The organism is Amycolatopsis sp. lyj-109 (genome assembly GCF_046548995.1).
Taxonomy (GTDB): Bacteria; Actinomycetota; Actinomycetes; order Mycobacteriales; family Pseudonocardiaceae; genus Amycolatopsis.
Window position 1 is genome coordinate 620195 of the sequence record NZ_JAJPWR010000001.1, and the last position, 14491, is coordinate 634685.

The 14491-nt window shown below is 71.1% G+C and carries 13 protein-coding genes; 6 read left to right on the plus strand and 7 right to left on the minus strand.

The window, feature by feature from the left end; translation table 11 throughout:
- Positions 1-175: 175 nt before the first annotated feature.
- On the plus strand, positions 176-1495 hold the full coding sequence (locus ACLJQF_RS02940) for a glycoside hydrolase family 6 protein (RefSeq protein WP_410606820.1): 1320 nt from the start codon (positions 176-178) through the stop codon (positions 1493-1495).
- On the opposite strand, the gene ACLJQF_RS02945 is transcribed toward ACLJQF_RS02940, so the two are convergent.
- Positions 1473-2036: a hypothetical protein gene (locus tag ACLJQF_RS02945; RefSeq protein WP_410606629.1), complete on the minus strand. Its 564-nt coding sequence runs from the start codon at positions 2034-2036 to the stop codon at positions 1473-1475. The two genes, ACLJQF_RS02940 and ACLJQF_RS02945, sit on opposite strands and share 23 nt — an antisense overlap.
- A 125-nt stretch (positions 2037-2161) precedes the next feature.
- On the opposite strand from ACLJQF_RS02945, the gene ACLJQF_RS02950 reads away from it, so the two are divergent.
- Complete coding sequence (locus ACLJQF_RS02950; RefSeq protein ID WP_410606630.1) at positions 2162-2752, plus strand: TetR/AcrR family transcriptional regulator; 591 nt, start codon at positions 2162-2164, stop codon at positions 2750-2752.
- A gap of 214 nt (positions 2753-2966) precedes the next feature.
- Here ACLJQF_RS02950 and ACLJQF_RS02955 read toward each other — a convergent pair whose 3' ends face one another.
- Entirely contained in the window at positions 2967-3122 is a 156-nt protein-coding gene (locus ACLJQF_RS02955) for a hypothetical protein (RefSeq protein ID WP_410606631.1), read from the minus strand.
- A gap of 118 nt (positions 3123-3240) precedes the next feature.
- Between ACLJQF_RS02955 and ACLJQF_RS02960 the strand changes: the two genes are divergently transcribed.
- Entirely contained in the window at positions 3241-3849 is a 609-nt protein-coding gene (locus ACLJQF_RS02960) for a DUF4230 domain-containing protein (RefSeq protein ID WP_410606632.1), read from the plus strand.
- Between the two features lie 96 nt (positions 3850-3945).
- On the opposite strand, the gene ACLJQF_RS02965 is transcribed toward ACLJQF_RS02960, so the two are convergent.
- Positions 3946-6282: a beta-L-arabinofuranosidase domain-containing protein gene (locus ACLJQF_RS02965; protein ID WP_410606633.1), complete on the minus strand. Its 2337-nt coding sequence runs from the start codon at positions 6280-6282 to the stop codon at positions 3946-3948.
- A 241-nt stretch (positions 6283-6523) separates the two neighbouring features.
- On the opposite strand from ACLJQF_RS02965, the gene ACLJQF_RS02970 reads away from it, so the two are divergent.
- Positions 6524-7903 carry an RICIN domain-containing protein gene (locus ACLJQF_RS02970; RefSeq protein WP_410606634.1) on the plus strand — a complete coding sequence of 460 codons (1380 nt, stop codon included), beginning with the start codon at positions 6524-6526 and terminating at the stop codon, positions 7901-7903.
- Positions 7904-7933: 30 nt separating this feature from the next.
- Positions 7934-10783, plus strand: coding sequence for a glycosyl hydrolase family 95 catalytic domain-containing protein (locus tag ACLJQF_RS02975; RefSeq protein ID WP_410606635.1), 2850 nt, complete (start codon positions 7934-7936; stop codon positions 10781-10783).
- Between the two features lie 6 nt (positions 10784-10789).
- Here ACLJQF_RS02975 and ACLJQF_RS02980 read toward each other — a convergent pair whose 3' ends face one another.
- The 3 genes from ACLJQF_RS02980 to ACLJQF_RS02990 are packed head-to-tail and all read right to left on the minus strand — an operon-like array spanning position 10790 to position 12739.
- On the minus strand, positions 10790-11371 hold the full coding sequence (locus tag ACLJQF_RS02980; protein WP_410606636.1) for a TetR/AcrR family transcriptional regulator: 582 nt from the start codon (positions 11369-11371) through the stop codon (positions 10790-10792).
- Positions 11368-12105: an alpha/beta hydrolase gene (locus tag ACLJQF_RS02985; RefSeq protein WP_410606637.1), complete on the minus strand. Its 738-nt coding sequence runs from the start codon at positions 12103-12105 to the stop codon at positions 11368-11370. The genes ACLJQF_RS02980 and ACLJQF_RS02985 overlap by 4 nt, the downstream gene beginning before the upstream one ends.
- 55 nt (positions 12106-12160) lie before the next feature.
- Positions 12161-12739, minus strand: coding sequence for a TetR/AcrR family transcriptional regulator (locus ACLJQF_RS02990; protein ID WP_410606638.1), 579 nt, complete (start codon positions 12737-12739; stop codon positions 12161-12163).
- Between the two features lie 66 nt (positions 12740-12805).
- On the opposite strand from ACLJQF_RS02990, the gene ACLJQF_RS02995 reads away from it, so the two are divergent.
- Entirely contained in the window at positions 12806-13759 is a 954-nt protein-coding gene (locus ACLJQF_RS02995) for a zinc-binding dehydrogenase (RefSeq protein ID WP_410606639.1), read from the plus strand.
- A 40-nt stretch (positions 13760-13799) separates the two neighbouring features.
- Here ACLJQF_RS02995 and ACLJQF_RS03000 read toward each other — a convergent pair whose 3' ends face one another.
- Positions 13800-14387, minus strand: a complete 588-nt coding sequence (locus ACLJQF_RS03000; protein ID WP_410606640.1) for a TetR family transcriptional regulator — start codon at positions 14385-14387, stop codon at positions 13800-13802.
- Positions 14388-14491 lie beyond the last annotated feature (104 nt).

The window sequence follows — 14491 nt, forward strand, 5'->3', positions numbered from 1 at the left end:
GCAACGAAGCATCGGGCAAATGTAATTTTCTCGCCCTCGAGCGAGCACAACACCGGCGACCCCTTTCCCGGACCGCCTTCCCCGGCTACAGTCACCGATTACTGGGAGCGCTCCCAGTAGCCGTTTCCGGCGCCAGCCCGTCGTTCGAAGGAGAACGTGCATGCGAAGCAGGACAGTGGCCGCCGGAGGACTCGCCGCCGTGGCCGTGACCGGCGTCGTCGCGATGACCACGTGGGCCGGCGCGGAAGCCGCCGCCTCGGCCTACTACACCGACCCGGGCACCAACGCGGCCAAGTGGGTCGCGGCGAACCCCGGCGACTCGCGCGCCGCGGTCATCCGCGACCGCATCGCCGCGGTACCGCAGGCGCGGTGGTTCACCACCACGAACACGTCCACGGTCCGCAGCGAGGTGGACGCCTACACCAGCGCGGCGGCCGCGGCGGGGAAGATCCCGATCCTGGTCGTCTACGACATCCCCAACCGCGACTGCGGCGGCGCGAGCGGCGGCGGCGCGCCGTCCCACGACGCCTACCGGGCCTGGGTCGACCAGGTGGCGGCCGGGCTGTCGGGCCGGCCCGCGGCCATCGTGCTCGAACCCGACGTGCTCCCGCAGATGACGAGCTGCCAGAACAGCGACCAGCAACGCCAGACCTCGGCATCGATGGCGTACGCGGGCAAGAAGCTCAAGGCCGGCTCGTCCCAGGCAAAGGTGTACTTCGACATCGGGCACTCCGCTTGGCTCTCCCCCGGTGAGGCCGCGGCACGGCTGCGGGCCGCGGACATCTCGAACAGTGCCGACGGCATCTCCACCAACGTGTCCAACTACCGCTCGACCTCCGACGAAGTGGCCTACGACAAGGCGATCCTCGGCCAGCTGGGCGACTCGCGGCTGAAGGCCGTGGTCGACACGAGCCGCAACGGCAACGGGCCGCAGGGCAGCGAGTGGTGCGACCCCGGCGGGCGCGCGATCGGCACCCCGAGCACCAACCAGACCGGCGACGGCCAGATCGACGCGTTCCTGTGGGTCAAGCCGCCGGGCGAGGCGGACGGCTGCATCGCCACGGCCGGCCAGTTCGTGCCCCAGCGCGCCTACGACCTCGCCATCGCGGCCGGGCCGATCCAGACCACCACCCCGACGACACCCACCACGCCGACCACGCCCACCACCACGACCCCGCAGCCGACCGGTGGCTGCAAGGTCACCCACCGGGTGGTCAGCAGCTGGCCGACCGGGTACACCGGCGAGATCGTCATCGAGAACCGGGGCGCGGCCCTCAGCAGCTGGACGCTGAAGTTCTCCGCGCCCGGCGTGACCGTCACCAACGGCTGGAACGGAACCTGGACCGACGGCGGTGACGTCGTCACGGTCGGCAACGCATCGTGGAACGGCAGCCTGGGCACGAACGCGACGACCACGCTCGGCTACAACGCGAACTACAGCGGTGGCACGCCGCCGTTCCAGCAGCCGACGCTCAACGGGACGTCGTGCTCCTGAGGCCGCTACCCAGCCGCAGCGCGGAAACGAGGAAGAAGATGCCGCCCAGCGTGGCGTAGCCGGCCAGTGCCGTCAGCGAAGCACCGTCCATTGTGGCCTGCAGGATGAAGGAAGTGCCGGCCACGACGGAGATCGCGCCGCTGAGGATCATCGGCCACTGGCCGCCGAGGCCGCGCCGGGCGGCGCCGACGACGAGCTGGACGAGGCCGGCCACGATCGCCCAGCTGCCCCACACGCGCAGCACGCCCGGAATCCCGGACGAGGCGGCGACGGCCAGCCCGGCGGCGGCGAGCAGGCTGATCGCGACGTTCACGTAGAGCGCCGTGACCGGCCTGCCCGCCTTCGCCGAACGCGCGTCGAGCACGGCGGCGACCACGTCGAACAGCGGGTACAGCACCAGCAACGCGATGCTGACCGGCCCGAGGCTCGACGCCGTCGCGAAGAGCAGGGCGGCCCAGACGAGGGCGAAGGCGAACCGGACGAAGTAGAGCCGCCGCAGGGCCTGCGCGAGGCCCGTGGCCGGAACGGTGTCGGTGGTCATGAACTCTCCCGGTAGATAGAACGATCTGTCTCGTTGCCGACTATGACAGCGGTCACCCGTCGCCGTCAAGACCGACCGTTCTATCTGCTAGGCTCGGCTCAGCGAACCGGGAGGTGGATGTCGAGGTGTCCGAAGCACGAGCGCGGCTGCTGGCCTCGGCGAGCCGGCTGTTCTACACCGAGGGCCTGCATTCGGTCGGCATCGACCGGGTCATCGCCGACGCCGGTGTCACCCGCGCCACGCTCTACCGGCACTTCCCCAGCAAGGACGACCTGCTGGTCGCCTACCTGACCGAAGCGGACAAGGCCATCAGGGCGCAGGTGGCGGCGGCGCGGACGGCTTCGGACGGCGGCTCACCCGGGGACGTCGTCCTGGCGGTGGCCACCACGATTGCCGACGGCATCCGATCGCCCGGGTTCCGGGGCTGCGCGTTCCTCAACGCCGCCGCCGAATACCCGGACCCCGCCCACCCGGTCCACCGAGCCGTCCTCGCGCACCGGCAGTGGTTCCTGGACACGGTCACGGAATTGCTCGCCGCCGCGGGGGAAACCGCCTCCGAGCGGGCGGCCCGGCACTTCGTCATGCTCCGTGACGGCGCCATGGCCGCGGGTTGCCTCACCGACCCGGACCCGGTCTGCGCCACGTTCCTCCGCGGTGTGGAAAGCATCCTGCGGTACCGGGACGCCGTCGCGGCAGGCGGCCGGCGACGAAGGTGAGCGGAGGTCCCGGCACCTGCACGAGCCGGGCGACCGGTCACCAGGGCGGCCGGTAGCGCACGCCCGGGAAGTAGGTGTCCCACTCCTGGCGGGTGCTGGTCGGGTGCGCGGGTCCGCCCGCACGACGAGTGCCTCTGAGCCGATCCGGTACCTCTTCCCTCCCGTCGCCGGGAGGGAAGAGGGCCATCGCCGCCATCGTCCCCCGGCTGCGGTGTCAGGCCGCCCGGTCCACGATCCACGCCGCCACGGGTGCGGCGGGCGCGGCGGGCGCGCCGAGCTTGGTGCCCTTGCGGTAACCGCCGAAGATCATGCCCAGCACCAGGATCACGAGGACGGCCAGCAGGATCCACAGCCACACGGACTTGCGCACGCGGTCTCCCCTCGTCGGAGTCGGTCACACCGTACCGGCCGATTGGCCCGGTGGCCGGTTGGGTATTCCTGCCGGTATGGGCGCTTGGGGCAAACGACTCGTCGCGTTGGCTGTGGCTGTGGTGGTTCTGGTCGCCGCCGTACTCGTCGCATCGGCGGTGCACCTGTTACCCCAATTGCGCAATCCGTTCGCCGAGCGGACCGAAGAGCACTCCGGTCCGGTGCTGCTGCAGTCGATCGTCGAGCTCTCGCGCTACGAGGCGGCCAGCGGTTCGTTCCAGGTGGTCGTCGACATCACCACCAGTTCGATCCTGCCCGGTTTCCTCGTGGGCAGCGACACCCTGTTCATCGGAGTGGGCACGGACAACGCGTACGTGGACTTCTCCCGGCTGAAGGGCAACGCGGTCCAGGTCTCCGACGACCGCCAGACCGCGACGATCACCCTGGGGCACGCGCAACTGGAGCCGGCCACGCTCGACGTGCACGAGTCCCATGTGTACGCGCAGCAGCAGGGCCTCTTCACCCGGATCAACGAGTTCCTCAGCGGGAACCCGAACTCGCAGCAGGCGTTGTACGAGCTCGCGCAGAAGCAGATCCAGGCCGCGGCGGCGAAGAGCACGCTGGTGGCCGACGCCGAGCGCAACACCCGGACGATGCTGACCGGGCTGCTGCAGTCACTCGGCTTCAAGAACATCACCGTCGAGTACGCCGACACCAACCCCGGCTGACGGAGCCGGCCACCGCGAACGTTGAGCACGTGTGCGCTGAAGGGCACCTTCCTCCGTCAGATGCGACGAAGGTGCCCTTCAGCGCATGAGGCTCGATCAGCCGTTGCGCACAAGCCGCCACCGATTCGCCGCGCTGCCGTTGTCCGGCCCCTGCACCGCATAAGCCCCAGCCGAAGCCGACCCGTTCTCGATCGTCAGCAGCTTGCCGCTGTTGACGTTCCGGATCTTCGACGTCCCGTCACCCTGGTCGACGAGCGTCCACCGGTGGTCGGCGGTGCCGTTGTCCGACCACTGGAGCACGCGGGCGCCGTCCGCCGTCGACATGTCCAGGACGCCCAGTACCTTGCCGCTGTTGGCGTTGCGGAACCGGACGGCGCTGCCGTCGGTGAGCATTTCCCAGTTGTGGTCGGCGGTGCCGCTGTCCGACCACTGCAGCGCGCGGCCACCGTCCGCAGTGGACATGTTCTCGACGCCGAGCACCAGTCCGCTGCCCACGTTGACCAGCCGGTAGGTCGTCGCGCCGGCGCCGCCACCGGTGTTCCAGTAGACCGTGTAGTTGAAGCCCTGCGCGTCGGAGAAGGGCACCAGGTTGACCGCCGAGCCGTTCGCGGTGGCGCTGAAGGTTAGCGCACTGCTGCTGGTCCGGGTGACCGAACTCGCGGTGAGGGCCGGCAGTGCGCTGAGCGTGCTGCTGCCGTAGTTGCCGGCCAGGACCACCGGGCCGTAGGTGACCGCCGAGACGTTCGCGTTGTCGTTGGCCGCCTTCAGGGTGACCTTCATGGGCAGCCGGACGGTGACCGTGTCGCCGGACGCCCAGGACCGGGACAGGGTGGCGTAGCTGCCGGGGGTGGTGGTCACGTTCTGCGCGACGCCGTTGACGCTGATGGTCGCCCCGGACGTCCAGCCCGGGATGCGGATGCGCATCGCCCAGGTCCCGCTCACGCTCCCGGTCACCGTCAGCGTGCTGGTGTCACTTGCCGGGAAGGACGTCGTCTGGGTGACCGTGATGCCGCGCTGGGACCAGGTGAGCACCGACGGCACGAACAGGTTCACGATCAGCGTCGTGTCGCTCGAGAAGTAGATCGAGTCCGCCAGCTTCGTCTGCGTTTCCAGGCCGCTGCCCTGGCAGCACCAGAACGAGTTGTAGTCGGTGCTCCAGGTGCCGCCGCCCCACGCCGGGCCGAGGCCGCGGCGCCCGCCCGGGTTGAGGGAGCTGAAGTACGTGACGTGGCCGTGGCTGTCGGCCGGGTTCTGCTGGCCGATCATCTGGTTGAGCAGTGCCCGCTCGTAGTAGTCGGCCAGGTCGGCGCGGTCCGGGTACAGCGCGAACAGTTCCCGGGTCAGCTTGAGCATGTTGTAGGTGTTGCAGCTCTCGCAGGTGTCCTGGTTGAGGTAGCCGGCGATGGCGTTGGGCGCGCGGAAGTGCTCGGCCTGGCTGTTGCCGCCGATGGCGTAGGTGTGCGCGCCGACGGTGATGTTCCACGCGTTCGTGGCGATGTCGCGGTAGCGGGTGCTGCCGCCGGCCTTGTACTCCCGGGCGGCGCCGATCCACTTGGGGATCTGGGTGTTGGCGTGCAGCCCGTTGAGCTGGTCCCGGCCGGCGGCGAGGGGGTCGAACACGGCGGCGTGGTCGAACCGCTGCGCCGCGGTCAGCCAGCGCGCGTCGCCGGTGTACTGGTAGAGGTCGGTGAGCACCGCGTTCATGCCGCCGAATTCGGTGTTCAGCACCGACTGCATCTGCGCGACGCTGAGCCGGGCGGTCCGCCGGTCGACCCACCCGGCCAGGTTCAGCAGCACGTCGCGGGCCTGGGTGCTGCCGACGTACCGCCACACGTCGAGCAGCCCGGCCATGGTCTTGTGGATGCAGTAGTACGGCACGTTGCCGTTCGTGAGGCGGCCGGCTTCGAGGTTGTCGAAATCGGCCTCGGGGAAGCCGGAGAGGTACCCGGCGGCGAACCCGGCGGCTCCGTTGTTCGCTTGGCACTTGGCGAGCTCGGCCACCATCGTCGTGGCCTTGTCCCGGCTGGAGGTGTCGCCGTCGACGGCCCACAGTTGGGCCCACGCGGTCAGGAAATGCCCTTGGACGTGGCTGCGGAACGGGAAGTTCGGCGCGTCCCAGCCGCCGTTGGTGGCCGCTCCGGCGGTGGAGAGCCGGTGGTTGGCCCGGAAGTTGTACAGCAGCCGGTTGACGTCGACGAACCGCAGGTAATTCTGCGTCCGGTTCTGGTTGTCGAGCCACCGGCTCGCGGTCAGCCGCACCTGGCCGAGCTCGAACGGGGACGCGGACACCCCGGCGTCCGGGCGGACCGGACCGACGGCCGCGGTGACCGCCGATGCGGCGGGCGCCCAGCCGATGGCGGGTCCGGCCGCGGAGGCGATGGCGGTGGCTCCGGCGGCTTGCAGCAACCGCCGCCGGCTGAAGGATGAGGTCACCAGGTGCTCCGATCGTCGGTGAACGGAAGGACGGCGGGGTGCATGTTAGCGCTAACACCAATACTTGTCACCACCCGGTGCGATAAACACTTCCACAGAATTTTCACGGAAACGTTTCCCGCGTCGACGACAAAACTGAAACTTTCATTTCCTGCTGGACGAGCATTCGAAATCCGTGCTACAACGCAAACACCCTTGAGCAGCCGTCTCGAGGATTTCCCCGTCGGCCGAAGAGGTTTGCATGTCCAGGCACCGATCGTTGTTCCGGACCGTCGCGACCGCCGCACTGCTCGTGCTGACCGTCGGTGGCGCTCCCCCGGGCGCCGCCGCGTCCCCGGCGGCCCAGGCAACCCAGGCAACCCAGGCGGCCACGCCGAGTGCCGGCTGCGGCAAGAATCCGACGCTCACCAGCGGGAAACGCACGATCCAGAGCAACGGCAAGAGCCGCAGCTTCATCCTGAAGATCCCCGACACCTACGACAACAGCACTCCGCACCGGCTCGCTTTCGGCCTCCACTGGCTGGGCGGCACCGCCGAACAGGTCGCCTCGGGTGGCACTGACGGCGCCGCCTGGGCCTACTACGGCATGCAGTCGCAGTCGGGCAACTCCACGATCTTCGTCGCGCCGCAAGGCCTCAACAACGGCTGGGGCAATTCCGGCGGCGAGGACGTGACCTTCGTCGACGACATGGTCCGGCTGATCGAGAACGACCTCTGCGTCGACACGACCCAGCTGTTCTCCGTCGGCTTCAGCTACGGCGGCGCGATGAGCTACGCCCTCGCGTGCGCCCGGGCGAACGTCTTCCGCGCGGTCGCGGCGATCGCCGCCCCCGGCGCGATCAGCGGGTGCAGCGGCGGCACCCAGCCCATCGCGTACCTGGGCATCCACGGGGTGTCGGACAACATCGGTGCCGGCCGCGGGCTGCGGGACACGTTCGTCCGGAACAACGGCTGCACCCCGCAGAACGCCCCCGAGCCCGCCGCGGGCAGCAAGACCCACTACCTCACCACGTACTCGGGCTGCCGGACCGGCTACCCGGTGGTCTGGGCCCCGTTCGACGGCGGCCACCAGCAGGGCCCGGTGGACGGCTGCACCGGCTGCGAGAGCGGCGCGCGGAGCTGGACGAAGACCGAGATCTGGAAGTTCTTCAGCCAGTTCGGCGGCGGCACCGACCCGAACCCGCCCACCTCGCCGGTGCAGGTCGGCGTGAACTACTCGCTGGTGGCCGCGCACAGCGGCAAGGCCGCGGACATCAGCGGGGCGTCCACCGCGGCGGGGGCCGCGCTCATCCAGTGGGCGCCGCACACCGCGGCGAACCAGCAGTTCGACTTCCTGGCCTCCGCCGACGGGTACTACCGGATCCGCGCCCGGCACAGCGGGCTGGTCCTGCAGGTCGCGAGTTCGGCCTCCGGCGCGGACATCACCCAGCAGCCCGACACCGACGCGGCGACGCAGCAGTGGAAGGTCACCGACCAGGGCGGCGGCGCGGTCAGCCTGGTCAACCGGGCCAGCGGGCTCGCCATGGACGTCTGGGGCGCCTCGACCGCCGACGGGGCCCGGATTTCGCAGTACGCCGCCTCCGGTGGCACCAACCAGCGGTTCCAGCTCCAGCGCGCCTGAGTGGTCAGCAGCAAGGATCGGAGGACGACGATGCCCGACGTGACCCGAAGGCAGGCGATGCGGCTGGGTGCCGCGCTCGTGCCGATCGTGTGGACGGCCACCGCCCGGACCGGCTCGGCCGCGCCCGCGGACGTCCAGGCGGTCAACGACCTGGCGCTGTGGTACGACAAGCCGGCCGGCACCGAATGGCTGCGCGCGTTGCCGATCGGCAACGGCAGGCTGGGTGCCATGGTGTTCGGCAACACCGACACCGAACGCCTGCAGCTCAACGAGGACACGGTCTGGGCGGGTGGCCCGCACGACTACAGCAACACCCAGGGCGCGGCCGCACTGTCGCAGATCCGGCAGCTGGTGTTCTCGAACCAGTGGACGCAGGCGCAGTCCCTGATCGACCAGAAGATGCTCGGCACCCCCGCCGCGCAGCAGCCGTACCAGCCGGTCGGCACCCTCAGCCTCGCGCTGTCCGGCGGGAGCGGGGCGTCTTCGTACCAGCGGTGGCTCGACCTGACGACGGCCACGACGGTCGTCGGCTACGTCGCGAACAACGTGCGGTACCGGCGTGAAGCGTTCGCCAGCGCCGTGGACCAGGTGATCGTCCTGCGGCTGACGGCCGAAACGCCCGGGTCGATCTCCTTCTCCGCGTCGCTGGGCACCCCGCAGCGGGGGACGACGTCCAGCCCGAACGGCACGACGATCGCGCTGGACGGGGTTTCCGCGGACAGCCGGGGCATCGCCGGCTCGGTCCGGTTCCTCGCCCTCGTCAACGCGGTCGCCGAGGGCGGGAGCACCAGCAGCTCCGGCGGCACGCTGCGGGTGTCCGGCGCCAACGCCGTGACGCTGCTGATCTCGGTGGGCACCAGTTACGTCGACTACCGCACGGTGAACGGGGACTACCAGGGCATCGCGCGGTCGAGACTGGCCGCCGCCCAGGCGCTTTCCTACGACGCCCTGCGCAGCCGGCACGTCGCCGACTACCAGAAGCTGTTCGGGCGGACCACCCTCGACCTCGGCCGCACCGCGGCGGCCGACCAGCCGACCGACGTCCGGATCGCGCAGCACAACAGCGTCGCCGACCCGCAGTTCGCCGCGCTGCTCTTCCAGTTCGGCCGTTACCTGCTGATCTCCTCCTCCCGGCCCGGCACCCAGCCGGCCAACCTGCAGGGCATCTGGAACGACCAGCTGAACCCGTCGTGGGAGTCGAAGTACACGCTCAACGCGAACCTGCCGATGAACTACTGGCCGGCCGACGTCACCAATCTCCCCGAGTGCCACGAGCCGGTGTTCGCGATGATCTCCGACCTCGCGGTGACCGGGGCCCGCACCGCACAGGTCGAGTACGGGGCCCGGGGCTGGGTCACCCACCACAACACCGACGGGTGGCGCGGATCGTCCATTGTGGACTTCGCGCAGGCCGGGATGTGGCAGAGCGGCGGCGCCTGGCTCGCCACCATGATCTGGGACCACTACCGGTTCACCGGCGACGTCGACTTCCTGCGCAACCGCTACCCGCTGCTGAAGGGCGCCGCCCAGTTCTTCCTCGACACCCTGGTGACCGAACCCTCGCTGGGCTACCTGGTCACCAACCCGTCGAACTCCCCGGAACTGAACCACCACACGAACGCGTCCGTCTGCGCGGGACCGACGATGGACATGCAGATCCTGCGCGACCTGTTCGACGGCTGCGCGGGTGCGTGCCAGGTGCTCGGGGTGGACGCCGCCTTCGCCGACCAGGTCAAGGCGGCCCGGCAGCGGCTGGCGCCGATGAAGGTCGGCTCGCGCGGGAACATCCAGGAATGGCTCTACGACTGGGTGGAGACCGAGCGGACCCACCGGCACATTTCGCACCTGTACGGCCTCTACCCCAGCAACCAGATCAGCAAGCGCGGCACGCCCCAGCTGTTCACCGCGGCCCGCAAGACCCTCGAACTGCGCGGTGACGACGGCACCGGCTGGTCACTGGCCTGGAAGATCAACTACTGGGCGCGGATGGAAGAGGGCGCCAAGGCGCACGACCTGATCCGGCTCCTCGTGCGGACGGACCGGCTGGCGCCCAACATGTTCGACCTGCACCCGCCGTTCCAGATCGACGGCAACTTCGGCGCGACGTCGGGCATCGCCGAGCTGCTGCTGCACAGCCACAACGGCGAGCTGCACCTGCTGCCCGCGCTGCCGCCCGCCTGGCCGGCGGGCAGCGTCACGGGCCTGCGCGGGCGCGGCGGCTACACGGTCGGCGCGGCGTGGAGCAGTGGCTCGGCGACACAGCTGACCATCACGCCGGACCGCGACGGCGACGTCAAGGTCCGCAGCCGGCTGTTCACCGCGGCCTACGAGGTGCTCGACACCACGAGCGGCGCCAAGGTCCAGCCGGTGTCCGTGGAGGCGGACCTGGTCCGCTTCGCGGGTGTGGCCGGCCACACCTACCGCGCCACGTCCCTCGGCGGCCCGCCGCCGGTGGTGGAACCCGGGGTGAACTACCGGCTCGTCGCCCAGCACAGCGGCAAGCCGGCCGACATCAGCGGCGGCTCCACCAGTGCCGGCGCCGCACTGGTCCAGTGGCAGGCCACCGGCGGGCTCAACCAGCAGTTCGACTTCCTGGCGTCGGACGGCGGCTACCACCGCATCCGGGCCCGGCACAGCGGACTGGTCCTCCAGGTCGCGAGTTCGGCCTCGGGCGCGGACATCACCCAGCAGCCGGACACCGGCGCCACCACCCAGCAGTGGAAGGTCACCGACCAGGGCGGCGGCGTGGTGAGCCTGGTCAACCGGGCCAGCGGTCTCGCGATGGACGTCTGGGGCGCCTCGACCGCCGACGGCGCGCGGATCTCCCAGTACGCCGTCGGCGGCGGCGCCAACCAGCGCTTCCTGCTCCAGCGCGCCTGACCTGCGTCAGGCCCGGCGCAGGCCGTTGATCAGGAGCTGCACCAGGTGCCGCGTGTCGTAGGGCGCCGCCGTCCCCGCGCCGGCGCAGAGGCTGCCGACGCCGCGCATCAGCTCGTGGGCGTCCTGGCCGGGGACGATTTCGCCGGCCGCCGCGGCCGCGTCGAGCAGCTGCGTGCACACGGGGACGAGGCGTTCGAGGAAGTAGGTGTGCAGCGGGTCGTAGCAGGGTTCGTCGGACTGCAGCACCGACGCCAGCCCCTGCTTGGTGACGACGAAGTCGACGAACCGGTCGATCCACCGCACGAGCGCCCGGTGCGGCCCCGGCTCGTCGGCGAGCAGCGCGGGACCGGCCTCGGCGAGGGCTTCGACCTGCAGCCGGTACACGGCGAGGATCAGGTCGGCCCGGGTCGGGTAGTGGCGGTAGATGGTCGCCGTCCCCACCCCGGCCCGGGCGGCGATCTCCCGGATCGGCGCGTCGACGCCGGAGGTCACGAACACCGCGGCCGCGGCCTCGAGGACGTTCCCGGCGTTGCGCCGCGCGTCGGCACGCTGCGGCGGTTTCCCCGCCGCCGTCCGGGAATCGGTCACGACCGCATGCTACCGGCCCCCACCGGCACCCCGACGTCGAGCAGCAGCTCGGCCAGCTCCCCCGGCGCGGTGATCATGCAGTCGTGCCCGGCGGCCAGCTCGCGCACGTCCGCGGGCTCCCCGTTCGGCTGCAGCGCGGGCACCGGACGCCGGTCGAACCCCGCCGGCTTCACGGTGCAGTGGATGTGCGTCCGCGGGATCGCGGCGGCGGCCGGGTTGTCCAGGGCGACCGGCTCTTCGAGGCACCGGAGCGACTGGTCGGAGAGCAGGGTCCGCAACCAGGCGACGTCGCCGGGCTCGGTCACGCCGAACAGGCCGAAGGGGGCGGGCAGCTCGGGCAGTGGCGGGACCCGCCAGCCGGTCCCGAGCATGGTGCGGGTGACCGGCATGACGTCGATCCCGTTTTCCCCGTGAACGGGCACCATCGCGTCGAGGTACACGAGCCGCGCGATCCGCTCGGGGACCGCGTTGGCGACCGCGGAGACGACCAGCCCCGCGTAGCTGTGCCCGACGAGCACGACGTCGTGCAGATCGGCGTCGGCCAGCAGCCGCACGACGTCGGCGGTGTGGGTGCGGAGGCCGACGTCCGGGGCCAGCAGGTGCCGGGTTTCGCCGTAGCCGGTGAGCGTGGGGGTGAAGACGGGCCGCCCGCTCGCGGCCAGCCGCGGCACGACCCGCGCCCAGCACTGCCCGGTGTGCCAGGCGCCGTGGACGAGGACGTAGGTGACTGCCATGGAGAACTCCTTAAGTGGGACACTGTCCCGATTACCATACGGGACATTGTCCCACTTAGGCCCGGCGGGCCGGTTCCCGGAGCCCGTTGATCGCGATCGTGGTGAACCGCCGGACGGCCGCGACCCGCGCCGCCGGCGTGGCCGCCTGGATGCCGCCGGCCGCCATCAGCACCAGGACGACATCGTCGAGCCTTGTGTCAGAGCGGACCCGGCCCGCGTCCTTCGCCCGGCGCACCAGCTCCGCGAGCGACTTCAGCGCCCGCTCCCGCTCGGCGGTGAAGTCCATCGGGAACGCCGACAGGAGCGCCGCGGTGGTTCCCCGGTCGCGGGCGTACAGCTCGCCCAGCCGCTCGATCACCGTGCGCAGGCCCCGCCAGGCATCCGGGTCGGCGAGGCCGTCGTCGACGACGGCGTAGCAGGCCCGCAGCCGCTCCGCGAACGCCTCGGCGAACAGCTGCTCCTTGGTCGGGAAGTGGCGATACAGCGTCGCCGGGCCGACGCCGGCGTGCCGGGCGATCTCCCGCATCGGGGCCGCCAGTCCTTCGGCGGCGAACACGGCCCGGGCGGCCTCGAGGAGGCGCTCGCGGTTGTCACGGGCGTCCGAGCGCCGGATCCGAGGCAAACGGCCGGTCACCGTCTCACTTTAGCCGAACCGGACGGGTGCGTCCGTTAGCGTCGCGGCCGCCTCGAACCCTGGGAGATGACAGTGAAAGCAGTTGCGGTACAGCGTTTCGGCGATCCCGGCGGCCTGGCCGTCGTGGACCTCCCCGACCCGCGTCCGGCGGCCGGGGAGGTGGTGATCACCACCGAGGCGATCGGCGTCGGCGGCGTCGACGCCCTGATCCGCCGCGGCGCCCTCGCCGCCTACGGCTTCGAAGCCGGCCACGTCCTCGGTGGCGAGGTCGCCGGGGTGGTCACCGCCCTCGGCACGGACGTCGACGAGTCGTGGGAAGGCGCGCGGGTCTGGGCCCCCGCCGGCCTGGGCGGCGGATACGCCGAGCAGGCGGTCGCCCCGGCCACGGTGCTGGTGCGGTTGCCGCCGGATGTGTCGCCGGTCGACGCGGTGACCGTCGCGGGTTCCGGCGTGGTGGCCCACTTCGGCCTCCGGCACGCCCGCTTCGCCACCGGCGAGTCGGTGCTGGTCCGTGGCGCGGCGGGCGGCATCGGGGTGATGGCGGTCCAGCTCGCCGCCCGCGACGGCACGGTCGCGGTCACGACGTCCTCGCCCGGGCGCGGCGCCCGCCTGCGCGAACTGGGGGCCACCGAGGTGCTGGATCGCACCGGCGAGGGATCCCCCGGCCACGACGTCGTCATCGACGTCGTCGCCGGAGAAGACCTGCCCTCGTTCTTGGCCAAGCTCAACCCGAACGGGCGCCTGGTGGCGGTGGGCGCGGTCGCGGGGCCACCACCGGCGCGGCTGGCCGCGGAGATGTTCGCGGCGTTCCGGAAGTCGCTGTCGTTCGCGACGTTCAGCGCCGACACTGTGTCCACAGAGGACCGGCGCACCGTGGCCGCCGAGCTGCTGGCCGCCGTGGGCCGCGGCGAGCTGGACGCCGTTGTCCACGAGGTGCTGCCCTTGGCGCACGCCACGCTCGCCCACCGGGAACTCGACGCCGGTGCGGTGTTCGGCCGGATCGCGCTCGTCCCGGTGTGACCGGCCGGGCGGCGCCGGTCCGGTAGCGCCCTGGGTGCCGTTATCGCGGGATCCGCTCGGACGCCGCAGCGGCCAGGGTCAGCAGTTCGCGCAGCACCCCCGCGGCGATGCCGGCCAGTGAACGCTGCTCGTCCTCGCGGATCCACTGACCGAACGCGATCGCGAACACGGTGGCGCCCGACTCCGCCGCCAGGGTGGCGGCCACCTCGCCGACGCCTCGCCCGCGCAGGGCGTCGGCGAGTGTGGTGGCGATGCCGGCGAGCTTGTGCCGCTCGCGTTCCCGCAGCGCCGGGTTCCGGTCGATGACCGATTGCCGGGTCCGGGAGTGGGCCCGGCGCTCGTCCGGGAAGAAGGACGTCGCCGACTGCAGCGCGGAGGCGACGATCTCGAGGGGGGACGCGTCCGGCGGTGCCGCGCCGACCCCGGCGGCAAACGCCTCCACCAGCAGGTGCTGCCCGGAGAAGAGGACTTCCCGCTTGTCACTGAAGTGGCGGAAGAAGGTGCGCTCGGTCAGGCCGACCGACTCGGCGATCTCCACGGCGGTCGTCTGCTCGAACCCACGCGTGGCGAACAGCTCGAGAGCGGCTTTCTGAAGCCGCTCGGCAGCCCCCGGTTCCCATCGCACCATGCGGCCGAGTGTAGTGATGGCAGCGACTGACTTCAGCGTGCACGTTGATGTCGGTGACTGACGTCAGTCACCGACATCACCCGCTCCGCCTGCGGGCGGAGCCA